The 25,457-nt window shown below is 45.5% G+C and carries 18 protein-coding genes; 4 read left to right on the forward strand and 14 right to left on the reverse strand.

Annotated elements, in window-relative coordinates:
- Window positions 1-48 precede the first annotated feature (48 nt).
- The gene (locus ABDW16_RS05140) at window positions 49-1,221 is read right to left on the reverse strand and encodes a class I SAM-dependent rRNA methyltransferase (protein WP_343668176.1); all 1,173 of its coding nucleotides are present in this window, start codon (window positions 1,219-1,221) and stop codon (window positions 49-51) included.
- 310 nt (window positions 1,222-1,531) lie between these two features.
- Between ABDW16_RS05140 and ABDW16_RS05145 the strand changes: the two genes are divergently transcribed.
- The 4 genes from ABDW16_RS05145 (at window position 1,532) to ABDW16_RS05160 (ending at window position 5,394) form a co-directional block, all read left to right on the forward strand.
- Window positions 1,532-2,089, forward strand: a complete 558-nt coding sequence (locus ABDW16_RS05145; RefSeq protein WP_343668178.1) for a nucleotide exchange factor GrpE — start codon at window positions 1,532-1,534, stop codon at window positions 2,087-2,089.
- 66 nt (window positions 2,090-2,155) lie between these two features.
- Window positions 2,156-3,316 (forward strand): molecular chaperone DnaJ, encoded by a 1,161-nt coding sequence (gene dnaJ, locus ABDW16_RS05150; RefSeq protein WP_343668180.1) that lies wholly within the window; start codon window positions 2,156-2,158, stop codon window positions 3,314-3,316.
- Between the two features lie 90 nt (window positions 3,317-3,406).
- Window positions 3,407-4,351 (forward strand): class I SAM-dependent methyltransferase, encoded by a 945-nt coding sequence (locus ABDW16_RS05155; RefSeq protein WP_343668181.1) that lies wholly within the window; start codon window positions 3,407-3,409, stop codon window positions 4,349-4,351.
- Window positions 4,348-5,394, forward strand: coding sequence for a glycosyltransferase (locus ABDW16_RS05160; RefSeq protein WP_343668182.1), 1,047 nt, complete (start codon window positions 4,348-4,350; stop codon window positions 5,392-5,394). The genes ABDW16_RS05155 and ABDW16_RS05160 overlap by 4 nt, the downstream gene beginning before the upstream one ends.
- Before the next feature lie 112 nt (window positions 5,395-5,506).
- On the opposite strand, the gene ABDW16_RS05165 is transcribed toward ABDW16_RS05160, so the two are convergent.
- From ABDW16_RS05165 to ABDW16_RS05225, 13 genes are all read right to left on the reverse strand, one after another.
- Window positions 5,507-6,628, reverse strand: coding sequence for a glycosyltransferase family 4 protein (locus ABDW16_RS05165; protein WP_343668184.1), 1,122 nt, complete (start codon window positions 6,626-6,628; stop codon window positions 5,507-5,509).
- 188 nt (window positions 6,629-6,816) lie between these two features.
- Window positions 6,817-8,778 carry a von Willebrand factor type A domain-containing protein gene (locus tag ABDW16_RS05170; RefSeq protein WP_343668186.1) on the reverse strand — a complete coding sequence of 654 codons (1,962 nt, stop codon included), beginning with the start codon at window positions 8,776-8,778 and terminating at the stop codon, window positions 6,817-6,819.
- Between the two features lie 409 nt (window positions 8,779-9,187).
- On the reverse strand, window positions 9,188-9,730 hold the full coding sequence (gene hpt / locus ABDW16_RS05175) for a hypoxanthine phosphoribosyltransferase (RefSeq protein ID WP_343668187.1): 543 nt from the start codon (window positions 9,728-9,730) through the stop codon (window positions 9,188-9,190).
- A 22-nt stretch (window positions 9,731-9,752) separates the two neighbouring features.
- Window positions 9,753-11,627: a glucosaminidase domain-containing protein gene (locus ABDW16_RS05180; protein ID WP_343668188.1), complete on the reverse strand. Its 1,875-nt coding sequence runs from the start codon at window positions 11,625-11,627 to the stop codon at window positions 9,753-9,755.
- A 134-nt stretch (window positions 11,628-11,761) separates the two neighbouring features.
- On the reverse strand, window positions 11,762-12,406 hold the full coding sequence (locus ABDW16_RS05185) for an O-methyltransferase (RefSeq protein WP_343668189.1): 645 nt from the start codon (window positions 12,404-12,406) through the stop codon (window positions 11,762-11,764).
- Between the two features lie 50 nt (window positions 12,407-12,456).
- A complete protein-coding gene (locus tag ABDW16_RS05190) occupies window positions 12,457-13,155 on the reverse strand; it encodes a TIGR00730 family Rossman fold protein (RefSeq protein WP_343668190.1) in 699 nt (232 codons plus the stop codon).
- Window positions 13,156-14,152: 997 nt separating this feature from the next.
- Complete coding sequence (locus ABDW16_RS05195) at window positions 14,153-14,731, reverse strand: hypothetical protein (protein WP_343668191.1); 579 nt, start codon at window positions 14,729-14,731, stop codon at window positions 14,153-14,155.
- A gap of 491 nt (window positions 14,732-15,222) precedes the next feature.
- Window positions 15,223-16,245 (reverse strand): PorP/SprF family type IX secretion system membrane protein, encoded by a 1,023-nt coding sequence (locus ABDW16_RS05200; protein ID WP_343668193.1) that lies wholly within the window; start codon window positions 16,243-16,245, stop codon window positions 15,223-15,225.
- Between the two features lie 5 nt (window positions 16,246-16,250).
- The gene (locus ABDW16_RS05205) at window positions 16,251-19,919 is read right to left on the reverse strand and encodes a PKD domain-containing protein (protein WP_343668195.1); all 3,669 of its coding nucleotides are present in this window, start codon (window positions 19,917-19,919) and stop codon (window positions 16,251-16,253) included.
- A gap of 297 nt (window positions 19,920-20,216) precedes the next feature.
- Window positions 20,217-22,334, reverse strand: coding sequence for an ATP-dependent DNA helicase RecG (recG, locus tag ABDW16_RS05210; protein ID WP_343668196.1), 2,118 nt, complete (start codon window positions 22,332-22,334; stop codon window positions 20,217-20,219).
- 186 nt (window positions 22,335-22,520) lie between these two features.
- Window positions 22,521-23,840 (reverse strand): citrate (Si)-synthase, eukaryotic, encoded by a 1,320-nt coding sequence (locus ABDW16_RS05215; protein WP_343668197.1) that lies wholly within the window; start codon window positions 23,838-23,840, stop codon window positions 22,521-22,523.
- Between the two features lie 196 nt (window positions 23,841-24,036).
- Window positions 24,037-25,119, reverse strand: a complete 1,083-nt coding sequence (locus ABDW16_RS05220; RefSeq protein WP_343668199.1) for an LptF/LptG family permease — start codon at window positions 25,117-25,119, stop codon at window positions 24,037-24,039.
- Window positions 25,120-25,140: 21 nt separating this feature from the next.
- The coding region (locus ABDW16_RS05225) for a tRNA-guanine transglycosylase (RefSeq protein ID WP_343668200.1) at window positions 25,141-25,457 on the reverse strand (317 nt) is incomplete at its 5' end.

Genomic DNA, 25,457 nt, shown 5'->3' on the forward strand with positions numbered 1-25,457 from the left:
TGAAAGATATTATATTAAAAAAGGCTGTCTTACGACAGCCTTTTTTATTTATTGTACTTCTACGATTAAGAACTTCAGATACGTTGTATTCTCGATATTCCATAAAATCGGGTGATCCTGTGCCTGTGTCTGGAAGGTGACCTGTCTCAGTTTCTTCTTGGCATCTTTGGCAGCCATATCAATGATTTCCAGGAACATAGATGGTGGCACCAGGTTGGTGCAGGACGCTGTTACCAGGAACCCACCTGGTTTCAGCAACTTCATTCCCCGCAGGTTGATTTCTTTATAACCGGTAATTGCCTTCTGGATGTTCTCACGGCTCTTGGTAAAGGCTGGCGGATCCAGAATCACCACATCAAATTTCTTTTCTTCCCTTGTCCACTGTTTCAGCACATCAAATGCATTGACAGCCTGAAACTTACATTTATCTTCGAGGTTATTCAGCTGGGCGTTTCTGCGTGCTGTATTTACCGCATGCTCGGAAATATCCAGGCCTAATACGCTCTTTGCGCCATAGTGCCCTGCGTGGCAGGAGAAAGTACCTGTGTAACAGAAGGCTTCCAGCACATCGGCATCTTTTACAATATGTTGTATTGCCCTGCGGTTATCCTGCTGATCCAGGAAATAGCCGGTTTTCTGACCATTTTCGATATCCACATGGAATTTTAATCCATTCTCATTCAGGATGATGTTCGTATCAAAAGGTGCACTCAGGAAACCTTTTTGCTGTTGCATACCTTCCAGTTCCCTCACCGGCACATCGTTTCTTTCATAAATTCCTTTAGGAGAGAAAATCCTGTTCAGGGCATCTACAATAGCGCCCTTCCACTTATCCATACCCAGTGCCAGGGTCTGCAATACGAAGTAATCATTGAACTTATCTATGACAAGCGCCGGCATTTCGTCAGCTTCCCCAAATACCAGCCGGCAGTTTTCTACATAACCCAGTTGCTGGCGGTATTTCCATGCCTTGAGCAGACGGCGGTAAAAGAATTCTGCATCGATCGTCTCTTCTTTGTCACGGGTCAGCAGGCGAACCAGGATCTGAGATTGGGGGTTGATGTATCCCCTGCCCAGAAAGAAGCCCTGATGTGTGAATACGTCTACAATATCCCCTGCATCTACCGGTCCCTGGATTTCTCCGACTTCATTTCCGAAAATCCATGGATGTCCTTGTAGTACGCGATTCTGTATTTTTTTCTTTAAAAAAACTTTGGTCATTATCAATAGTTCGAAGGCGCAAAGGTAAAGAAAAGGGGGATTATAAGTATCGAAGCAGCGAACTAGCGGCGAACTAGCAGTATAGAAAGAGTATAGAAGAAGTATCCAACAAGTATAGAACGAGTATCGAAGAAGTATCGAAGAAGCGTCGAAGACAACGTGGACCTGGAATATTATAAAACGGGCTCAACTTGCAAAATGGCACCTTTGGGGTTAGTGTTTGTCATTTTGGCGGCATTTCAACGCTTGGCAAGTAAATTGTCTGACGTACCTTTGTAAATTTACAATTAATAAACGAAAACACTACCATATGCAGACAAACGGACAGGACACCGAAAACGGTAAAGGCATGCCAGATATTAATGCAGATGAGAACATGGCCGGCACTACCCACCTTAACGATGCCTTGGCGGATGAAAGCGAATTCGACAAGAAACAACAGGAGCTGGATGAGATGAAAGACAAGTATCTTCGTCTGGTTGCTGAGTTTGATAACTTCAGAAAGCGCAGTGCCAAAGAAAGGATCGAGTTGATGCAGACTGCCAACAAGGAAACAATCATCGCCCTGCTGGACGTGCTGGATGACAGTGACCGGGCGGCCAAACAGCTGGAAAACACCACTGACATTAATGCCATTAAAGAAGGCGTTATGCTGGTTTTTAATAAACTGAAATCAACACTACAAGCCAAAGGCCTGAAACCTATGGAGAATTTGCATACCGAATTTAATGCGGATCTTCACGACGCTATCACAGAAATTCCTGCACCCACAGAGGAACTGAAGGGGAAAGTACTGGATGAGCTGCAAAAAGGCTACATGCTGAATGACAAATTGATCCGTCATGCCAGGGTTGTAGTAGGGAAATAAAGTGACTTTCTGACAGAATAGTTTTTCTTTAACCATGCCGGCGCAATGCCGGCTTTAGTGCGATATATGTCTACCAAAAGAGATTATTACGAAATACTGGGCGTCGCTAAGTCTGCCTCCCAGGATGAAATTAAAAAAGCATACCGTAAGGTAGCTATGCAGTACCATCCTGACCGCAATCCCAACAATAAGGAAGCAGAAGAAAAATTCAAGGAGGCAGCTGAGGCCTACGAGGTATTGAGCGATGCGGATAAACGTGCCCAGTATGACCGTTTTGGTCACGCAGGTATGGGTAACCGTGGTGGTTACGGTGGCGGTAACATGAACATGGATGATATCTTCTCCAACTTTGGAGACATTTTCGGAGACGATATCTTCGGCAGTTTCTTTGGTGGTAACCGTGGCGGCGGCGGTGGTGGCAGGCGTGGCAGAGGTACACGTGGCTCCAATCTCCGTATTAAGATCCGCATGACCTATGAAGAGATCGCCAAAGGTGCCAATAAAAAGATCAAGGTTAAAAAACATGTACCCTGTCAGCATTGTGGCGGATTGGGTGCGAAAGATAAAAATGCTTTCCAGACCTGTAATACCTGTCATGGTTCCGGTCAGGTAAGGAAAGTAACCCAGACTTTCCTGGGTCAGATGCAGACAGTAGCCACCTGTCCAACCTGTCATGGTGAAGGCCAGATCATTACCAGCAAGTGCGGCCACTGTAAAGGCGAAGGCCGTATGTATGGAGAAGAAATGGTAAGCATCGACATACCAGCAGGTGTTCAGGAAGGTATGCAGCTGAGCATGAGCGGTAAGGGGAATGCCGGCGAAAGAGGCGGTGCTCCCGGAGATCTGCTGATCCTCATAGAAGAGGAACCACATCCGGAACTGCAGCGGGATGGGCTGAATGTAGCCTATGACCTGTACATCTCCTTCCCCGATGCGGTATTTGGTACTTCGGTAGAGGTGCCGACAATCGACGGGAAGGCAAAGATCAAAATCCCTGCAGGAACACAATCCGGGAAGATCTTCAGACTGAAAGGCAAAGGTTTCCCTTCCGTGAATTCTTATGAAAAAGGTGATCAGCTGATCCATGTGAATGTATGGACACCGCAGCAGGTGAACAGCGAAGAGAAGTCCTTCCTGGAAAAGGTGCAGAGTTCAGACAACTTCCAGCCAAAGCCGGAAAAGTCTGAGAAAGGCTTCTTTGAAAAAGTAAGAGATATTTTTAGCTAAGCTATAGCCGTGATTTATCCGGCCCGAAAAATCCGTTGACCACTATGCGGTCAACGGATTTTTCGCTTTTTAGCCATAATTTTACTCCCCATGTTCGATCCTTCCAAATTACAAATGCTAGAAAACCGGCTGGTAAAGGTTTACCGTCATATTGGTAAAATGGCCCGCCGCCAGAACATCACCTGCTTCAGGGTGTATGATGACGATATCAATGAATTTCCATTCAGTATTGACCGCTATGACGACCACATCTATGTGGCTGAATATAACCGCCCGCATGGTATGGACGAGGAAACCCATGAAGCGTGGCTGGATAGCTCACTGGAAGTAGTAGGCAAAGTACTGGATGTGCCACTGAACAAGATCTGGGTAAAGCAAAGACAACGAAAAGCCAGCAGACAGGAACAGTATGAGAAGCTTTCTTTTGAAAGCCATGAAGTAGTGGTGCATGAAGCCGGACTCAAATTCAAGGTGAACCTTTCTGATTACCTGGATACAGGGCTTTTCCTGGATCACCGCATTACCAGGGGGATGGTTCGTGATAGCGCTAAGGACATGAAAGTGTTGAACCTCTTTTGCTATACAGGTTCGTTCTCTGTGTATGCAGCTGCCGGCGGTGCCAGTGAAGTAGTGTCTGTAGATTTGTCTAAAACCTATCTGGCATGGGCGGAAGAGAATATGCAACTCAATGATCTGAAAGGGAATTTCCAGTTTGTGCATGCTGATGTATTGCAATACCTGGATACCCTGCCTGCTGATTATTTTGATTTGGTAGTACTGGATCCCCCTACTTTTTCCAATAGTAAGCGTATGAAGGAATTTCTGGATATCCAGCGGGATCATGTTTCTATTCTGAACAAAGTATTGCATGCTATCAAGCCCGGTGGTGTGGTGTACTTTAGTAATAACTATCGTAAATTCCAGCTGGATACGGAACAGATACAGGCGAGTGCCATTAAGGATATTACCGGACAGACAATGCCGTTTGATTTTCAGCAGAAGCTGATTAGAAAATGTTACAAGATCACCAAATGAGAATATTGGTAGCTGGAGATTTCGAGCCGGATTATAACCGTACGAAAATTATCCTGGATGGATTACGTACCATTCCTGCTGTATCCCTTTCTTTTTACAATTACAAGGAAAAGAGCAAATGGAACTTTGCAGCCCTGCGCAAAGCGTGCAGGGATGCAGATGTCATTTTTCTGCCTGCTTTTACACACCAGGATGTAGCGATGGTGAAAATCCTATCCGGCAAACCTATATTATTTGATCCACTTATTTCCCGTTATCTGTCTAAGGTATTTGACTATAAGAAGGTGAACAGGTATTCTCCGAGAGCATTGAAGAACTACCTGAAAGATAAGGTGTCTATGAGTATAGCGGACCTTGTTATTTGCGATACAGCGGGGCATCGGGATTATTATCACAGAACTTTCAACATTCCATTCAGGAAACTGCATGTAGTACCTGTAGGGGTAAATACAGATGAATTTCCGCCGGCGCCTTCATTACCTGGTAGTGCAACGTTTGTAGTTGGGTTTTATGGTGGTTTTATTCCTTTGCAGGGCACCCGTATGATCGTGGAAGCCGCTAATGTGTTAAAAGACTATGCAGACATTCATTTCAGGTTGATTGGAAATGGATTTGAGTATAAAGTAATACAGCAGCTGGTAGCGCAATATCAATTGAATAATATTAGTTTACCTGGTTGGGTGGCTTATGATCAACTGGCTGGGGAGATGAATAATTTTGATATCTGTTTAGGGATATTTGGGGAGACTTTGAAGGCGGACCTGGTGATACCTAATAAGATATTTCATTATGCTGCTCTGGAGAAGGCAATTATTAGTAAAGCATCGCCTGCTATTAAGGAAGTGTTTGAAGATGGAAAGGATATTTTGTTGACAGTAAATACACCGGAGGCAATTGCTGAGAAGATTTTGTTATTAAAAGAGGATGTAGTGCTGAGAAAGAAACTGGCGCAAGGTGCTTACGAGGCTGTTTGTACAAAGTATAATCATCGGGCAATTGGGCAGATGGTATATTCATTAGCGAAACAGCTGATGCATGGGTAGATTGTATTGAGATGAATAAAATTATGCTTGCGTAACTGCATTGAGAGAAATTATATCTGCGTAGATTGCATTGAGATGAACTAAGATTACATGACTGTATTGAGATGAATATTTATGCTTGCGTTGTCTGCATTTTCGGTGCTATTTTTTCAACAACATTCAGATCAATCCGGGTTCCCATTTCATGCAGGAGTTCTAAGTAAGAACGGGTAATACAAGTGAGGCTATGTCTTTCAGTTGTATATGCAAATGCGCGTCTGGCCACTGACTCTCTCTTTAAAGGCTCTTCCAGTAGCGACTGTATTCCTGCAGCCAGCTGTTCAGGTTGATGGATTTCGCAGGAAACAGCTCTCCCACCCTGTACCAGGTCCGACAAGCCACCTGCATTAGTAGAAACAACCGGCACCCTATACATAAAAGCATCCAACACACTACTACCCAATCCCTCCTGTTCCGAGCTCATAGTAAAGATATCCAGCACAGAGAAAATATCCTCTACATTTTCATAAAAACCCATCAGTTTGTATACATCTTCTAGTCCGTATTCCGCAATTTTATCACGCATTTGTTGTTCCAGTTCTCCTTTTCCAAAGTGCAGAAATACAAAGTCACGACGCACAGTAGCCAGCTCACGGATAGCTTCGATCATAGTGAGTGGATCTTTGTGTTGTACGAGCGCAGCAGTGGTACCGATCAGGTGTAACTCCGGGTTGACGCCTGCATCTCTTAAGATTTCCTCTGCCCGGGCTTTATCCAGCTTTTTAGCCATAATGGCGCTGGATATAAGACGCACATCTTTAGCACCAAAATCTGTCAATATACGTTTGATCGCGTTGCTGATAGCAACGACCTGGTCAGTAAGTTTATATTTGAACAAGGTCATTTTGCCGTGGGGAACAAAATCCACGCGACGGGTGAAAATGATCTTTGCCCTGTGGAAGGGCTTGGAAAGAATAGCATAAGTCAGGATATGGGAAGATTGCGCATGAAGTACATCATAACGGTTTCCCTTGAAGATCAGGAAGAAAAGTGCGCCAAAAATATTTGCAAATGATTGCGTTTTAAAACCCTTTTCATTTGCCTTCTTTTCCAGCGGGTAGTTTTTTCTACAAAGCAGTTCTACATTAAGGCCCGCATCTCTGAATCCGGACATGGTATACATAGTCTGCCGCTCTCCACCACGCCATCCACGCTCGAAGTTTAGTTCAAGAATCCTAACTGACTTGCTATGCATAGGTTTCCAAATTTTTTTAGTTCGATTCCACAATAGGTTGCATTTCTAGAAGGTTAGATGCACATAACGTGCAAAGTTTAAACCGATATATACACTCTTAACACTAAATAACAGTTGAGGCAATAATCCCCCTTTTAACTGACACGATAAGTCAATATAAATCAATCAGATATCAGTAGAATGCGGGGCTAATTGATGTTTTTGTTCTTTTTCAGGTCTTTTACCAGCCTGATGAATTCTTTTCGATAGTTATCCGGATCATTCCCTATTGCTTTTTTTGCAATCTCTAATACCATTTTGCTGTCACCGTCTCCCTTGTATGCAGAATGCCTTAAAAGCATGCCACATAATGCGACTGAGGACGCAAAACGAAAATCTTCATCTGTATCCTGGAAGTCGACACAGAAATTGGATACCTGGTGCCAGATGGTATGGAAGGAGGAATCGGTGGGGATTTGGTAATTGATCCTGATTTTGGCTAATAAGCTGTCCTGGGGGTTAAAGACGACATCAGTGTCGCGGAGGGGCAGGGCTTCTGTATTGAGAAAAGCGGAGGTATCCGTATTGGGGATGGAGTAGCTTTTAGTGTTGAAAACGGATTGGCTTTCAGTATTGAGAACGGGGCGGCCTTCAGTGTTGACAACGGACTTATTTTCGGTATTGAGCAGGGAGTGGTCCGCAGTGCTATAGAGATTGCGGAGTTCGGTACCGGGAACTATTTCATACATAGCGAGGGCACAATGCCCGGCGCCGACGATACCTCCGGAAACACGGCCGCCGGTGGTATCTGCATTACTAATTACTTTATTTTCATACCCAATCAGGCGGTAAGACTTAACCATAGCTGGGTTGAAGTAGACTTCTGCCTGAACATCTTTGGCCACGGTAAATAAAGTACCGCCAAATTCCTTGGCGAAGATTTTACTGGCTTCTTCCAGGTTATCAATGTAGGCGAAGTTGCCATTTCCTTTGCTGGAAAGCGTTTGGAGTTTACTGTCTTTGTAATCGCGCATACCGAACCCCAGGCAGGTGAGCAATACGCCACTTTCTTTTTTGCTGACGATGAGTTGTTCCATATCCAGGTCGCTGGTCTGGCCTACGTTAAAATCACCGTCGGTGGCCATGATGACGCGGTTGTTGCCACCCTTGATAAAGTTGTCCTGTGCTAACTGGTAGGCGAGTTTGATGGCGGCTTCTCCTGCGGTGGCGCCTCCGGCGCTGAGGTTGTCGATGGCATTGAGGATTTTATCTTTCTGATCGCCGGGAGTGCTGGGTAGGATAATGCCCGGAGCGCCTGCATAAGCGACGATGGCAACATGGTCGTTCTTTCTCAAGTTATTGACGAGAATGCGGAAGGCAGCTTGTAGTAAGGGCAGTTTATTGGCAGGAGCCATGGAACCGGAGGCATCGATGAGGAAAACGAGATTGCTGGGAGGCAGAGAATCTGTGTCTATCACTTCACCTCTGACAACGATTTGCAATAAGCGGTGTTCCGGTTTCCAGGGGCAGGTGGCGTAACTGCTGTAGACGGCGAGTGTCTGATCTTTTTTGGGAGGGGGATAGTGATAGTTGAAGTAGTTAAGCATTTCTTCAATGCGAACGGCATCCACCGGGATCTTTTCTTTGAGGTGGATAAAGCGGCGGATATTGCTATAAGCGGCCCTGTCTACATCTACGGCAAAGGTAGAGTGGCTGCGGATCAGGGTTTTCATGAATTGATTTTCGTAGAGGGCGCCGTAGGTCTCATCGAAGAATACGCGGGTGCCCATGCTGGTGTTGCCATAGTTTGGATTGGAGCCGCTTGAAGAGCGGTCACGGGCAATGGCTTTGGCTTTGGCGATGGCGTCCTGGGGGTTGTCTAAAGCGTCGAGTTGAACGAGGATACGGTTGTACACACCAACGGGAACTCTTTTAGGACGGTATTTGTCCAGTTGGAAGAGTAATATAGCGTCCTGGGAAGGCACCGCAATCCGAAAAAGACCGTACTGATTGGTAGCGACTTTTGCGGTATCATTGATCACTGAGATTAATACACCGGGTAAGGGATTGTGTGAAATACTGTCCTCTACGGCTCCGGTGACGTAAATTTTCTGTGCATTCGCAGGTACAAGGAGTAGCAGGCTGGCGAGCAGCATGAGGAGCTTTTCCATGTGGATCTTGCATCAGTTAGTGTAATATAAGCAAAAAATCTCTTCTGTTTTTTAGTCCGGAAGAGATTTTTGCTTTATTATTTGGCCTGCGGCAGCATGGAAGTGCTCTTTTTTATTTGGCTGACGCCTTGAGGGCGAACTTTTTTGCTGCAAGGAATGTGTTCCTTTGGAATTTCTTAAGCTTGTTATGGCTGAAAGGAATTTTGCTCCCTTGGATTGTCTTTAAGCTTGTTATAGCTGAAAGAAATTTTGTTTCCTTGGATTGTCTTTAAGCTTGTTATAACTGAAAGGAATTTTGTTTCCTTGGATTGTCTTTAAGCTTGTTATAGCTGAAAGGAATTTTGTTTCCTTGAATTGTCTTCAAGCTTGTTATAAGATAACTGAAGGAATTTTGCTCCTTTGAATTGCCTTAAGCTTGTTCTACTAGCTGATAGATTTCAGGTAAGTTTCTGCCTAAGCCATCGTAGTCTAAGCCATAACCGAGGAGGAACTTGTTAGGCACGCTAAAACCCAGGTAATCAATTTTTATGGGATACTTCATCGCCTCTGGTTTAGTGAGGAGAGAGGTTACCAACAGTTTCTTAGGTTGCTGATGTTCTAATTGCGGGAGGAACTGACTCAAGGTCTTTCCTGTATCTACAATATCTTCCAGGATCACAACCGTACGACCAAACAGATCTTCATCCAGACCTATTGCCTGCACTACATTTCCGGTCGATTTCATGCCTTTGTAAGAAGCGAGTTTGATAAACGAGATCTCCGCTTCTATGGTCAGGTATTTAAACATATCAGCGGCAAACATGAAGGAGCCGTTGAGAATTGCTATGAATAATGGTTTTTCACCTTCCAGGTCTTTGCTGATAGCATTTGCTAATTCCTGAATACGCGCCTGTAGCTTTTCTGCGTTGATGTAAGGTGTGAATTGTTTGTCATGAACCTGTATAACAGACATGTGTTTCCTTATTTACGATTATTTAAATTTTTCCTACTAAAAGCCTTTGACCGATTTTGATATCATAGGCTTCCAGGTGATTCCATTCCTGTAATTGTTCTACGGATACGTTATAGCGTTTGGCTATGCCATATAGTGTTTCTTTGGAAGTGACGTCGTGATATAACAAATTGCCCACCTGGATAGTTCCTTCAGGTAATGCGCCTGTATTTGGGGTGGTGGCTACTGGCTGCGCAGGTGTCTGCGTGGCGGGTGTAGCGGGGGCCCCAGCAGGTGTAGTAGCTACCGGCGGTGCTGGTGTGGTGGCTACAGGTGGTGCCGGCGTAGTGGCTACCGGAGCCGCTGGTGTGGTGGCTACTGGCGGTGCCGGATTGTATGTTGGTGTAGTCGTCTGGACAGTTGGTGCTGAAGCAGATGTGCCTACATTTGCTGATGCATTTACCGCAGGTGCTGACGGTGCTGTAGCTGTAACTGTACCTGTTGCTGCCGGTGCCGAATTGTAAGTCGGCGTTGTTTTAGCTGGTGCTGAAGCAGATGTACCTACACTTGTTGATGCATTTACCGCAGGTGCTGTTGGAGCAGTAGCAGTACCTGTGCCTGTTGCAGCCGGTGCCGGATTGTAAGTCGGTGTTGTTTTAGCTGGTGCTGAAGCAGATGTACCTACACTGGCAGATGCATTTACCGCAGGTGCAGCCGGTGCCGTAGCTTTTACTGTACCTGTTGCTGCCGGTGCCGGATTATAAGTTGGCGTTGTTTTAGTTGCTGTCGTTGCGGGCTTTGATGATGTACTGGTCCCTGCTGGTGTCACTTCTCCAATCTTTTTCAAATCATCCACCATTCCATCTGGCAGTTTATTCACCTGCTGTTGTTGTGCCTGTTGCTGTTGCTGACGTTCCATTTCAGTTTTCACATCATCTACTATCTGCTTTGGATTCAGGTCTCCTTCAGTCGGATCTTCCACAGGTGCATTCTTCGCCAGCTCAGGCTTTACACTTGCATACCCCTGCAGCGCCAGTCTTTGACCTGCTGCCGGCTCCTCTCCTTCCTTCATCTTGTTTCGACGGCGTAGCCAACGAAGCTGTATACCTTCTGCCTGAGAAATATCATACATGGTTTCGCCCTGTTTCACCACGTGATAATCATTCTTCCCTGACTTTCCTTTCTTCTCCAAAAAGATATAATTACTCTTTGGCAAAGGGTCATCATTTTGCAGGTCATTATACTTTACAAGATTACGCAGCTTCACATCTTTTTCACTCGCGAGTTGAATCAATGCAGTTCCTGCCTGCGCATAAATTACTTTGCGACCATTGATTTCAAAGATACCAGATGGAATAGGTTTATCAGCGGCTGCTGTATTGCCTTTTCCGGTGGTAGTGGAAGGTTTCGTGGTGGTATAGGTAGACGGCGCTGATCTTGGTACCAGCCCCTCTCCTTCCATCGTATATTTCTGTAAGTTATAATCTTCTATTACCTTGATCAGCTGCTGCGGATAAGTTTTACTTGTTGCATAACCTGCCTGTTTCAAACCATATGCCCATGACTTATAGTCTTCCATCTGAAATTGGAAGAGGAAAGAATAGCGGGGGTTATTCTTCAGGAAGTCAGAGTGATCCTTATAAGATTCAGCTGCTGTATTGTATTTACGAAAACACTCCTGGCGGGCGTCGTCGTCATAGTTCACTGTAGCACCAGTCCAGTTGTTTTTACACTTGATACCAAAGTGATTGTTGGAATTCTGTACCAGCCAGCTGTTGCCTGACTGAGTTTCCAATACGCCCTGTGCAAGGGTGATGGAAGCCGGAATTCCACTCCGCTTCATTTCATCGATCGCGATATCCTTATACATCGCAATGTACTGCGGTGTCGACGTGGTCTGTGCTTTCACCAATGGCATGCAGCCAATTAGAAAACTGACCGTGAAAAAGCATCTCCTTAGTTGCATGTATATGAATTTAATGGGTTAGTCTTTGTCTTAACTGCGTTTCCTGATGATCAGCAAACCCGATTTCAGGGAAAGGAATGTTTGCTTTAGTTCTTTTTCCTGATGATTAGCAAACCGTCTCTCAGAGTGAGCAATAACTGTTCCGAACGCCCATCTGCAGCCACTTTCTCACAAAATTTCACCATCGCCTTTGCATTATTGCTCTGCTGTGAATTCTCCAGCAAGGTCTCTCCATGAAATAGCACATTATCTGCTAAAATGATCCCGCCGGGACGTAATTTTTCCCACACGAGATCATAATACTTCTCATACCCTACTTTATCTGCATCTATAAATACCAGGTCAAACACATCGTCAAACTGCGCAATAATATCCGCAGCTTTGCCTATATGCATTTTGATCTTATCTGAAAGACCTGCCTTCTCAAAGTAACGCAGGCACATATCTTCCCTTTCTTCGTTAATGTCAATTGTATGCAATATACCCGCAGGTGTAAGGCCCTGCGCCAGGCAAATGGCGGAATACCCGGTATATGTCCCTAGTTCCAGTATCCTTTCCGGGCGCAGCATATGGCTGACCAGGCTAAGGAACTGACCCTGCAGGTGACCGCTCAGCATATGTGGCTGTTCTACCTTCAGGTTTGTTTCCCTGTTCAACTGTCGTAACACCTCACTTTCCGGTGTGGTGTACTTCTCTGCAAACGCTTCGACATTGGCTGGAATTATATCCATTACGCTTAATTTTTGCAAACCTACAGAAAATACCGGGAAGGATAGCGCTTTTAGAAGTTCGGCCGCAGCTTGTTGGTAGTGTAGAATACCCTAAAATACTCCACTACCTCGTCGGCTGTGTCGAATAACTTCAAAAGCCCCAGGTCGTCAGGTGATATATTGCTTTCCTTTTCCATCATTGTAGTACGGATCCATTCGAGGAGCCCACTCCAATATTCCTTACCTACCAGTACCATTGGCGTTTCTGTCATCTTTTTGGTCTGGATGAGGGTTGCTACTTCAAAGAATTCGTCCATGGTACCGAAACCGCCTGGCATCATGACAAACCCCTGGGAGTATTTGGTAAACATGACTTTACGAACAAAGAAGTAGTCGAAATGGAGATTTTTGTCGTGGTCTACGTATGGGTTGGGGAACTGTTCGTGCGGCAGCGTGATGTTCGCGCCTACGGATTTACCTTTGACCTCCTGGGCACCGCGGTTGGCGGCTTCCATTACGCCGGGGCCACCGCCGGTGATTATACCAAAGCCTTCGTCGGCAAGGCGACGGCCTATTTCGTGGGCGAGTTCATAGTATTTGTTGCCTGGTTTGGTTCTGGCGGAACCGAAGATGGAGATGCATGGGCCCATTTTTGCCATGGCTTCGAAGCCTTCTACGAATTCGGCCATGATCTTGAAGATCTGCCAGCTGGAATGTGCTTTGGTTTCTGTCCAGTCCCTTTCTTTCAAATTCATTAAACGATCGTTCATTATAGCTATGGATTTTTTTATATAAGCTAAAGTACGGAGAATTGGCCTGCGGCAGCAAGGAAGAGGGCATTTTTTTGGGCTGACGTCCGAGATGGGAACCTACTTTGGCAGGATAGCCTACGGCAGCTAGGAAGAGTTTTTTGCTGACGCCTGACGAAGGGAACCTATTTTGGCAGAGCGGCCCACGGCAGCATGGAAGAGTTTTTTAGGCTGACGCCCGGAGATGGGAACCTACTTTGGCAGGATAGCCTGCGGCAGCTAGGAAGAGTTTTTTGCTGACGCCTGACGAAGGGAACCTATTTTGGCAGAGCGGCCCGCGGCAGCTGGGAAGGGCTTTTTTAGGCTAACGCCCGGAGATGGGAACCTACTTTGGCAGGATAGCCTACGGCAGCGTAAAGATCTTTCCTGTTTAAATGAAGATCTTGGCTTACATGAAGATCTTCCGGCTTAAATAACCTACCCAGGAAAAATAACAACAAACTTAAAGAAGCAGGTAACTTGAAAGAAACCCGCTTAACATTTAACACGTTATGAACATGCAGCAGCCATAAGGCCCACCGCATTATCTTAAATATCTTTATGCTGGATTGACACATTAACTAGTTATATAGCATAGCAAAAAAACAGCACAGGTGCTGGTCACTTCAGGTTTTCATCATATAGTAATTTGCTCTCTGCCGCAGCAGCTTTGTGCACAGTACAATGCCTTCATCTAACGTGGTTTATCCTTTTGGCCAGGCAACGTGGAAGGCCAATTTTTACAAAAATTACAGATAATAACCCATAAAAACAATTATGACACTGAAATATTCATGATAGCTGTGGTAACAAATTTAACAACCGTGTCAATTTTACAATTTATATACGTTAAAACACAGCTGGTAAAGGGAAATAATACAATTACGAAAGAAAAAATTCACCAACGGGGATGAAATCTATTGTCAAAAAAAAAGGCTGACCAGAAAACCGGCCAGCCCTTCTTAAGAAACTAATAGGATTAAAACCCTAACGTAGCACCTACGCGCAGGATCAAACCATTTGAATAAGGTGATTGCCTATCCTGAATAACATCATACAACGCCATTATATTGATCGCCGCCCTGTCACTGATCGGTTGTACATAACCACCCCCCATCAGCAAACTCATTACGCCATAATGGTCTGAGTATGTCTCCTTCGGATCACTATACATGGTAGTCTTTACATTGATAAAGTTATATTCCGGCTGCACATGGATAAACATAAAGTCAAAAGGATAAAAACGCCCCCAGAGCCCGCCACCTAATATAGAATATTGGTTACGCTGGGAAGTAGTACCATCGTAATACCTGAAGCGCTCTGAACCATACTGGGCATTAATAGCGACACCTGCTGCAAACATCTGGTTGATGCGGAGACCAATCAATGGAGAAAAATCAATATTGGTATAATCCCCAAAAGCAAGGCCTATCGAACCACCGATCATGAGACGGGATGCGTCGAATTCTTTCTTTCTTGCGGTGTCTGTTTTGTAGTACTGTGCCTGCGTGAGGTGCACGGTGCCTAACAGGAATAAGCAAAACAATAATCGTTTCATAGTATACTTTGAGTATTATTTGATTGTTGAAACCACCAATAGTTTAACGTTGGTGGTATGCAGCAAGTTACAGATTTTTGGGCCTGCGGCAGCAAGGAAGAGGGCATTTTTTTAGGCTGACGCCATATAGAAGAATACCCCGGGAATAAATAGATTAAAATGGCCTGCGGCTGCAAAGAAGTATCCATTTTTTAGGCTGACGCCATATAGAGGAATACCCCGGGAATAAATAGATTAAAATGGCCTGCGGCTGCAAGGAAGTATCTATTTTTTAAGCTGACGCCATACAGAAGAATACCCTGGGAGTAAACAGATTAGAATGACCCATGGCGACAAGGAAATATCCATTTTTTTAAGCTGATGCCATATAGAAGAATACCCCGGGAATAAATAGAACGACCCACAGCAGCAGGGAAGAAAGCTTTCCTTCAAGCCTGTTTTCAAAAACACTGGTTTGGCCTGATAATGGCCAAACCAATATTAAAATATCATTAGAAACTAGGGCAGATCGTCATGCGCTTCGCATTATTAAATGACCTGTTCGGATACAATCCCGTATATACTATCCCTATCTCATACGCTCCCCTATGGCTATTCGCCGCTGACAGCGACGACATCGTCGCATCATAACTAAACATCAACTTCACCCCTTTCAACTGATACCCTACCAGCAATACCGCCGCATCCTTTACACGATAATACACTCCACCATACAACTGTGTTTCTCCATGCTCTGAAAGATTATACGCCAGGTTCCCCCCCATCACCACCTCATTCGATCCCGCCTGCCTTGCATAATAAGCAGAAGGATTTATTATCACCTTATCGCTCATCTTGATACTCGCATTGATAAAACCTGTATAGAGCCTTGGAATGACTGTATTACCCTCATAAAAAGTCTCCCGAGGTTTATTTATATGCTGTGCAGATACACCCGCATTGATGTAGATATTTTCTGTAGGAAAATAGGCATAATTCATACCCACCTGCATATCATAGTACGTCACACTCGTTGCACTGAAAGGCTCTGCTGTAGGCACCTGTGCATCAAAGAACTTTCCATTCCACTGATCACCAAATGTCAGCTTGGTTACATCCACTCTCTTGTTTGCACTTCCCACATTAAAACCCAATGACAACAAACTACTCTGCCCCAACAACTGGTGATACGCTATAGACGCGTACGCCTTGGTAGAGGTCAGATTGCCCGACCCTGCCACATCACGGAGAATTACACCCCCTACACCTACCCAACCATACTCCAGCTTGTCACGAAACAACTGAAAGTCGCCAAATGCTGACATGGTCCGGTATGGCACAGGTATACTCGCCCACTGATCACGGTAAGTAACTCCTAACCGGTAGTTACCATCGGGAATAAAACCCGTATTAGCCGGGTTAGTCAGCAACGGCGCATTGAAATACTGTGAGAAGTGCATGTCCTGCGCATTTCCCTCTAATGCTGTTCCTAACAGCATTGTACAACCCGCGATAAATTTTACAAACTGCTTCATGTACGTCATCTTAACAAGGTTACACTACCGTTCTTTGTTGCCGATGTGCCATCGCTGAACTGCACATTGATGACATAGGCATAGGCATCCATTGGCTGAATTGTTCCAGCGTATACCCCGTTCCAGCCAGTATTCGCATCGTTCGTTTCGAATACCAACCGGCCAACGCGGTTATAAATTTTCATGTTAAACTTAGCTATACCAAAACCCTTCACCAGGAACACATCATTCACACCATCTCCATTCGGAGAGAAAGCTGAAGGAATATCAAATAATGGTATCACGATCGCACTTACCTGCTTCACAGCTGTATCCTTACACCCCGCTGCATTGATAGCAATCAGGGATACATCATACACACCTGTTGCATTATACTGATGCACCGGGTTTGCCAAAGTAGAACCACTGCCATCCCCATATTCCCAGTCAAAATTAATCGCGTCTGCAGAGGACTGATTTGTAAACGTAATCGGTGTGTTCTCTATTGGCGTTGTGGGTGAATAAGTGAAGTCTGCCGTCGGTGCATCGAATACGTGAATTGTAATGGTCGTATCGTCCTGCTTGTTACAGGTGTTGTTATCTACTGCATGCAGATCGATGATATAATCACCTGCTGTATAGTAAGTGTGTGTCGGATTTACATCTGTCGATGTACTGCCATCACCAAAATCCCAGGTGAATGATTCCCCACCGGCACTTGTATTATTAAATTCAAGTGTTGCTGGTACACAACTACTGTCTGGTACAATGAATGAAGCTTTTACATTCGCAGCTACGCGCAATGTCACGGTATCGATATCCGGTGCATTACAATAGTTCGTATCTACGAGCGTCAGCGTTGCATTGTACACACCTTCTGCTGCATACGAATGCGCATAAGGGAAATCTGATGGGCCGACAGTCACCGCAGCCGTACCATCACCAAAATCTAATTTAAATGAATTGCTCTGGTAAGGTTTAGGCGGTGTGCTCACCAGGTCAAACAGGTAACTCAGCGATTCACAGGGTGGCTGCCTTGTTGCTGTCATGCTGAATACGGCTTCGTCCGTTCTGATACGCAGATCCAGCGTTGACGTATCACAACCATTACAACTGGCCGGATCACATTTAATCAGCGTCACGGTATAGTTACCTGAATTATTGTAAGTATGTGTAACGGTATCATCTGTACCGGTAACGGTTGTACCATCCCCAAAGTTCCATGTCCAGGTCACTGCATTTGTACCTGTAGTATCCACAAATGTAATGGTAGCCGGTACGCAATAATTTGTTTTTCTGTCTTCTGTTTTGATACCTGCTCTTACACCATCGAGGTTGAATGCGATTTTCAGACAACCCAGGTTACACTTGTCATCCGGTGGCGCTGTCGTAGCATATGCTCCAGGTGTAGTAGGATACCTGGGTCTGTAGCCGGTACCTGTACCACACCATGCACAGATACCCTGGTAGATCACCCCATTTCTGTCGAAACGGCTGGTACCACCATCTACGTGCTCATATGTACCATTTCCCCCAAAGTAACTACCGAAGAGGATACCTAATGCATTTTTTTCCAACACGAAGAAGTAAAAATCCTGGCTATCCGTAGTACGCTGCAATGCGTCTTTGATCGGCATGCCACTCGTATTCGAGTTGGGATAACGCAGACTCACATCGATACCACCACCCCATCCGGATACATACACATTCTCACACCGGTCTACCAGGAAGGCTACCGGCGAAATGCTTGGTGTGGAAGCTGCTTTACCAAATGTGGTACTGTATACAAATGCCGACAGATCTGGCTGCAGCTTTGCAATGAACTGCCTGGAATTATCATTGTAAAAAGTGGCCGTACCTGTAGGTTGTACTATCGGCCAGGTACCTTCTGTAGTACCCATGATGTACACAAAACCGTTGCCATCCATCTGTACACCATACACCTGGTCGGCAGCAGCTGTTGTAGCACCCATGTAGGTACTTTGCATGATGGTCTTACCATCTGTTGAGATGTGTGCGATCCAGCCATCACATGCACCACCTTTGTAGGAAGTGTACAGTGTACTTCCCCTGATTGGAAAATCGTTGCTGGCTGTACCACCGGCCACATACAGGCTGCTTGTACCATTCAATGCCAGTACGTATGCTGCATCTTCATTACTACCCCCTATATATGTAGCCCATACCAGGTCAGTACAGGTAGGGTTTATTTTCATAATCACACCATCCTGTTTACCACCAAAACTGGGCTGAAGTACACCTGATGTAACCGGAAAATTACTGCCACGGGTACAGCTGGCTACATAGATATAACCCGCATCATCAATCACAACTTCACTACGTGCATCATCACCATAGTTACGCAGCAGTAAACTGGCACCCTGTGTTCTGTCTTCACGGATATTCACACCATCATCTGAAGATGATCCGATCATGAGGGAACCGATGTAAGCAGAACCATCTGCATTTAGCTTTGTCACTACGATATCCCAGCCACCCTGTGTGCCAATCAGTTTGGAATAAGGATAATCCGGCGAGGTCGTTCTGCCTGAAATGACGAGGTTATTATTTGCATCTACGAATAAGCTATGTGGTTGTTCCTTGCCGCTGCCACCAATATATGTGGCATATATTAACTGACGGCCATTGGAAGAGAATTTACTGATACCAATGTCAAAGGCACCGTTATGGTTATATTGTGTCTGGAATGCACCGGTAGTAACAGGATATCCTGTTCCGAATACGATACCACCGCCATAGAAATTGCCCGCACCATCGTAGGTAGCAGTAAAGCCCCAGTTGTCAGCAGTAGAACCGGATACAGTAGAGAAGATATAACTCGGATCGATGATGAGTGGATAAGCGGTATTGTAGTCACCGTTGATTTTATATTTCAGCTTATTGCCACTCAGGGAGTAAGATACTTTTACGGTTACACGTTCGTTATCAATGTATTGGTAAGCTAGTGGCATCTGTTCTGTCACGGTACCTACAGAGGTGGTGATGATCAGGTTGCCTTTCTTTACTTCCACTTTATTGGCACCTGTATATTGCAACTGCACCTGTGAAGGATCGGCACCTGGTTGCACAATCAGGTCATATTTCAAAACGCCTGCATCTGAATATACCTGCATATCAATACCGGTGTACAGGGATTTGTAATTCACCAGTCCATAAGATTTAACATGAGAGGCCCATTTGGACTTATCATTTCCGATCAGGTAATTGGAGTAGGTGTCTGCTGCTTTATCTGCGGAGATCTCAGGATTATTGGCATTTAAGAAGGTCACTTCGTAGGCATGGCTCCTGATTGCCGGGAGGGAATCGGGGGTACTGCCGGAAGAAGATGAGGAGGAGCGGGATACGGAGTTGGTGCCGGTAGTCACAGTACCCGGAACGAACTGCCAGGTGGTATCGTTGGTGCGGGAGTGACCATGCATTTTTTCAGCCAGGGCAAACATGTCATCTTTGTTCTGTAATAAGAACATAAAGCTGGTGCGCTTCAGGAATACGGCGCCACCACCCATATCTGCCTTGTATAGGAAATCGCCCGTCCATTGCCCTTTATTCTCAGTGAATTGCAGGGCTCTGCTATAATACATTTCCTGCGTTGTCGCCGTCTGTGCCATTACACGTCCGCCTGCAAAAAGCGAAATTATAAAAGCTAAGCAGCCTATAGGGAAACTACATTTCATCCGTGTTGTATATTTCTTGTTTTTATCCACTGGGATATCAATGGATAAGGAGTATTGTTTCTGATCAATGTCACTAAACTTTAACGCAGACGTCGGTAAATATGTTACCGCAATAACAGCGCCAACCTTTAGCATAGTATTATCCCAACCTGCCTGCTACGGGAATTAGATTAAGAAATCCCGAGGGAGTTTAAGTTGCCCCTTCTTTTATACCAGTAAACCGGGGCGCATCTATAGTTAAACGTAAAACCCCGGCAGGAAATTTTGCATTCTCAAGTTATTTTCCCGGGTAACGATTCAGGAGATTTTACTCCACTGTGATTTCCCTTGCTGCACGGCCAGATAATGCTGTAATGGCTGATTTTCAGGCAATGTGAGGTCGGGATCCTCCTGTAAAATTTTCTCTGCGCTGGCACGGGCGGCTTCGAGGATGGCTTTGTCAGCTACTATATCAGCCAGTTTCAGGTCCAGTATCCCACTCTGGCGGGTACCTTCTATATCACCGGGTCCTCTCAGTTCCATATCTTTTTCTGAAATAATGAAACCATCGTTGGTCTGTACCATTACATTGATACGTTCTTTTGAGTCAGCCCCCAGTTTATTGCCTGTCATCAGGATACAGTAGGACTGCTCTGCGCCTCTTCCCACACGGCCTCTCAACTGGTGTAGCTGGGAAAGACCGAATCTTTCTGTGCTTTCTATGACCATTACCGAGGCATTGGGTACGTTTACCCCTACTTCTATCACGGTGGTAGCCACCATGATATGGGTGTCGCCGGTTACGAAACGCTGCATATTGGCTTCCTTCATATCCACCGGTTGCTTGCCGTGTACCATGCTGATATAGTACTGTGGCTCGGGGAAGAAAGCTTTGACCTCTTCATACCCTTTCATGAGGTTCTCATAATCAAGGGTTTCGGAGTCTTCGATCAATGGGTACACGATGTACGCCTGGCGGCCTTTTTTTATTTCATCTTTGATGAAATTCATGACTGAAGGGCGCTGCCATTCTGTACGATGTACAGTGGTGATAGGCTTACGGCCAGGAGGTAGCTCATCGATGACAGACACATCCAGGTCACCGTAAACTGTCATGGCCAGTGTACGGGGGATGGGTGTCGCTGTCATGACAAGGATGTGCGGCGGCATGCTGTTCTTTTGCCATAGCCTTGCGCGCTGTGCTACCCCAAAACGATGTTGCTCATCTACAATAGCGAGTCCCAGGTTACGGAAAACCACCTGGTTTTCCAGCAGGGCATGGGTGCCGATGAGGATTTGCAAGTTTCCTTCTTCTGCATCTTTTAAGATCTGCTTCCGGGCTTTGCCTTTTACATTGCCGGTGAGCAGCGCCACTTTCAGGTCCATTTTTTCAAGGAGGGCAGCGATACTTTTGTAGTGCTGCTGCGACAGTATTTCGGTAGGCGCCATGAGGCAGGCCTGAAATCCATTGTCGATGGCGAGGAGCATGGTGAGCAGGGCTACCATGGTTTTGCCGCTACCTACATCTCCCTGCACTAAGCGGTTCATTTGCCGGCCGGTGGCGGTGTCCTGCCTTATTTCCTTAAGTACTCTTTTTTGTGCGCCGGTGAGGGCGAAAGGCAGGTGTTCGTTGTAAAAAGTATTAAACGTATCACCTACGCTTGTGAACAAAAACCCGTGTGAGGCGGCTTGCCTCCTGATTTTGAGCCGGCAGATGCGGATCTGGGCCAGGAACAGTTCTTCAAATTTCAGTCTTCTCCTGGCTTGTGCCGCATCGTCTTCGCTGGCAGGGAAGTGAATTTTGAAGAAGGATTTTGCCCTGTCCATCAGCCGGTATTGTTGAAGGACCGGGACCGGGATATTTTCAGGTATTTCCTGCGGAGACAGTTGTTCAAGCAGGTTTTTAGTGAGCTTGCCAATAGCCTTTGCAGTTAACCCCCTGGCTTTCAATTTTTCGGTGGTGGAATAGACTGGTTCCAGTGTAGCTTTGCCGGTGGCAGTTTCTTCTGTGACCAGGTCCATTTCCGGGTGAGACATTTGCAGGTAGCCGTTGAATACGGAGAGACGTCCGAATACAAGGTAATTGGCATGTTGCTGAAGGGATTTTTCCATCCATTGGTGTCCCTGAAACCAGACGAGCGGTATTTCGCCGGTGTCGTCGCGGAGTGTGGCGACGAGGCGTTTTGCACGTTTTTCGCCTACGGTTTCTATCCTGGTGATGCGGCCCCTGATCTGCACAAAATCCATTTGAGCGTGGAGACTGATGATCTTTTCCACTTTGGTACGGTCTACGTATCGGAAGGGGAAATAGTTCAGCAGGTCCCTGAAGGTGTGGATGCCGGTTTCTTTGCGCAGGAGTTCCCCCCTTTGAGGGCCGACACCTTTCAGGTACTCTATTGGATTGGATAATATGGCAGTTCGAATGGAGGCTTCCATGATGAAATACAAAAATAGCGGAAGTCCCTGATTTCTGTTGCCGAAAATCTTGCATTTGCCTTCGGCAAATGCAAGATTTTCGGGGGGCGAGCAATTGGCCTGCGGCCGGCTTTAATAAAAATAAAAAGCGAACTAATTGAAGTGTGACCTTCATTAGTTCGCTCCTTAAAAAAAGATATATGCCTATTACTCAGCTTCTACTTTACCTTCTACAAACTGCTTCATCCACTCAGTTGTAACACTCTTCGGTCTTTCGAGAGACAATCCAAGTGCACGATCCCAACACAGCGAGGCTAATACACCCAGTGCGCGGGATACACCGAACAATACAGTATAGAATTCGTATTCAACCAAACCATAATGTACCAGCAGTGCACCAGAATGTGCATCTACGTTAGGCCATGGGTTCTTTACCTTACCCAGGTCTTCTAAGATGGGCGGTACAGTTTCATATACATTCCATACGATGTTCACCAGTTCATCATCAGCCAGGTGTTTCTTTGCGAATTCCATCTGGGCAGTAAAGCGAGGATCTGTTTTGCGCAGTACGGCATGACCATAGCCTGGTACTACCTTACCATCGGCAAGGGTCTTGCGTACATACTCTTCAATCTGCTGTTTGGAAGGATTGGTTGTACCCAGTTCCTCCCGCATATTCAGAATCCATTTAATTACTTCCTGGTTAGCCAGACCATGCAGCGGACCAGCCAGACCATTCATACCAGCTGCAAATGACAGATACGCATCGCTCAGTGCACTACCTACCAGGTGGGTAGTATGCGCACTTACGTTACCACCTTCGTGGTCAGCGTGTATCACCATGTACAAACGCATCAGCTCACGGAAAGCCTCATCTTCATAACCCAGCATGTGAGCGAAGTTTCCAGCCCAGTCCAACAGACCGTTTGGCTGAATATGTACATTGTTTTTGTATTTACGACGGTATATATAAGCAGCTATACGAGGCAGACGGGCAATGAGATCCATTGCATCGTCATACATATAGCTCCAGTAATCTTTTTTATTAATGCCCTCTGCATATGCTTTGGCAAAGGCAGATTCTGTCTGCAATGCCATCACCCCAACAGTGAACATGGTCATTGGGTGGGTGCTTACCGGCAGGGCATCGATCGCAGCAAATACATGGGTCGGCACATGCGAACGACGTGCAAACAGGCTGGATAAATACTGTACATCTGCTTCGGACGGCAACTCCCCTATTAACATCAAATAAAACAGTCCTTCCGGTAATGGTTCCTCTCCACCTTTCACTTTTGGCAGTTTGTCGCGCAGCTCAGGAATGCTGAAGCCGCGGAAGCGGATACCTTCATTTGCATCCAGTAATGAAGTTTCTGTAACTAAACCAGTGATACCGCGTTGCCCCTGGTATACCTGTGCTACTGTTACATCCTCAATCTTTCTGGTTCCGTGGTTTTTAACAAGGTCTTTAATTTCAACATTCAGCTCATCGGCCTTGACCTTAAATTTTTCTTTTATATGACCCATTTTAAACTGTTAATTGGTAATGATAACAAAAAGACGATCAATTGTCAAAAGTAATGATTTGTTAATGAACTTAACACTAATATGATCTGCCTGGGACAGGCGTAAATTCATGCGCAAGAATGTAACCTACTGGCTATCAAAATACTAATAAGTAAAGATTACTAAATTCACTAAATATTAAAGAAATGTGAATTTTTTACTTCGGCGCTCTCAGATACAGGTAGAATCCCAGCGCCCCGAATGCGAAATTTGGAATCCATACTGCCAGTAAAGGGTTCAGGTTCGCTTTAATTGAGAATACGGTCGAAAACTGCAACATAATAATGTAGGTAGCACTGATTACGATACCTACAGCCAGGTGCAATCCACTCCCGCCACGAACTTTTTTGGACGCAATGATGCCCCCGATCAGGGAAAGGATCACCACTGCTGCGGATGATGCGGTACGACGATACTTTTCCACGTAGAATACGTTCAATCCTTCAGCCCCGCGCAGGTTTTCCCTGTCAATGTACCGGGAAAGCTCCGGGGTGGTCATCGCTTCCTGCATGTTCTTTTCTTCATGCATTTCAGCGGGATTCAGGGCTAGCTTGAGCGTGGTATCCCTGGTTTTCATCCAGGTCTCGCGGAGGCCATCAATTTTACGAATCGTTACAAGGTTAAGTTTCCACACTTTATTAATGGAGTCCCATTCTACCCGTTCAGACCTCAGTTTCATACGCAGGTCCTGGCCGTGGATATCTTCGAGTTCAAAGTTACCGCCAGTCTTGTAATTAGGGTCATAAGATCCGAAGGTGACGTAAGTAAAGCTATCAATACGAATGCTCTTGTCGTACATGCTTTCTGACGCCTTCTTTTTGTCTACGTACGTGTTTTCAAACTTGGTACGGATCTTATTCGCAATGGGTACGGTCCAGAAGTTACCCAGCCAGAGGATGCCACCGAACAGGAATGCCCCTATCCAGTATGGGCGGAGGAAACGTCGGAAACTCACACCACTGCTCAGGATGGCTATGATCTCTGTACGATACGCCATCTTGGACGTGAAGAAAATTACGGAAATAAATATAAAAAGTGGGAATAAGAGTGCTGCAATGTGGGGAATAAAGCCAAAATAGTAGTCGACAATGATCCTGTAAACAGATAAGTTACTGTTCATGAAGTCGTCCACCTTCTCAGTAATATCTATCACAACAGATATTACGAGCAGGATACTGAGGGAATAAATGAAGGTACCTATGAACTTACGTAGTATATACCAATCTATTTTAGTAATCATATGGCGGCAAAATAATAAATTCTAAAGTCTTTGTTTCAGCTGCGGCACCATTCTATTCTTCCACTGGGCATAATTTCCTGTTAAAATTTGCTTCCGGGCTTCTTTCACCAGCTCCAGGTAAAAGGCCAGGTTGTGGATACTGGCCAGGGTCATACCCAGTATCTCTCCGGCTACGAACAGGTGGCGGAGGTATGCTTTGCTATATTGGCTGGAAGCAATGCAGGGACTGTTTTCGTCGATTGGCGAAAAATCGTCTGCCCACTTTTTGTTTTTGATATTGATGACACCGTTCCAGGTGAAAAGCATGCCGTTACGCCCATTGCGGGTTGGCATCACAC

It is taken from the genome of Chitinophaga sp. (assembly GCF_039596135.1).
Lineage (GTDB): Bacteria > Bacteroidota > Bacteroidia > Chitinophagales > Chitinophagaceae > Chitinophaga.

What these genes read in the sequence shown, in the direction of transcription:
- dnaJ (WP_343668180.1), top strand. Translation starts at nt 2,156, where the DNA reads ATGTCTACCAAAAGAGATTATTACGAAATACTGGGCGTCGCTAAGTCT.
- ABDW16_RS05195 (WP_343668191.1), bottom strand. Translation starts at nt 14,731, where the DNA reads ATGAAACGATTATTGTTTTGCTTATTCCTGTTAGGCACCGTGCACCTC.
- ABDW16_RS05185 (WP_343668189.1), bottom strand. Translation starts at nt 12,406, where the DNA reads ATGGATATAATTCCAGCCAATGTCGAAGCGTTTGCAGAGAAGTACACC.
- ABDW16_RS05155 (WP_343668181.1), top strand. Translation starts at nt 3,407, where the DNA reads ATGTTCGATCCTTCCAAATTACAAATGCTAGAAAACCGGCTGGTAAAG.
- ABDW16_RS05145 (WP_343668178.1), top strand. Translation starts at nt 1,532, where the DNA reads ATGCAGACAAACGGACAGGACACCGAAAACGGTAAAGGCATGCCAGAT.
- ABDW16_RS05200 (WP_343668193.1), bottom strand. Translation starts at nt 16,245, where the DNA reads ATGAAGCAGTTTGTAAAATTTATCGCGGGTTGTACAATGCTGTTAGGA.
- ABDW16_RS05170 (WP_343668186.1), bottom strand. Translation starts at nt 8,778, where the DNA reads ATGGAAAAGCTCCTCATGCTGCTCGCCAGCCTGCTACTCCTTGTACCT.
- ABDW16_RS05165 (WP_343668184.1), bottom strand. Translation starts at nt 6,628, where the DNA reads ATGCATAGCAAGTCAGTTAGGATTCTTGAACTAAACTTCGAGCGTGGA.
- ABDW16_RS05160 (WP_343668182.1), top strand. Translation starts at nt 4,348, where the DNA reads ATGAGAATATTGGTAGCTGGAGATTTCGAGCCGGATTATAACCGTACG.
- hpt (WP_343668187.1), bottom strand. Translation starts at nt 9,730, where the DNA reads ATGTCTGTTATACAGGTTCATGACAAACAATTCACACCTTACATCAAC.
- ABDW16_RS05140 (WP_343668176.1), bottom strand. Translation starts at nt 1,221, where the DNA reads ATGACCAAAGTTTTTTTAAAGAAAAAAATACAGAATCGCGTACTACAA.
- recG (WP_343668196.1), bottom strand. Translation starts at nt 22,334, where the DNA reads ATGGAAGCCTCCATTCGAACTGCCATATTATCCAATCCAATAGAGTAC.
- ABDW16_RS05190 (WP_343668190.1), bottom strand. Translation starts at nt 13,155, where the DNA reads ATGAACGATCGTTTAATGAATTTGAAAGAAAGGGACTGGACAGAAACC.
- ABDW16_RS05205 (WP_343668195.1), bottom strand. Translation starts at nt 19,919, where the DNA reads ATGAAATGTAGTTTCCCTATAGGCTGCTTAGCTTTTATAATTTCGCTT.
- ABDW16_RS05220 (WP_343668199.1), bottom strand. Translation starts at nt 25,119, where the DNA reads ATGATTACTAAAATAGATTGGTATATACTACGTAAGTTCATAGGTACC.
- ABDW16_RS05180 (WP_343668188.1), bottom strand. Translation starts at nt 11,627, where the DNA reads ATGCCATTGGTGAAAGCACAGACCACGTCGACACCGCAGTACATTGCG.
- ABDW16_RS05215 (WP_343668197.1), bottom strand. Translation starts at nt 23,840, where the DNA reads ATGGGTCATATAAAAGAAAAATTTAAGGTCAAGGCCGATGAGCTGAAT.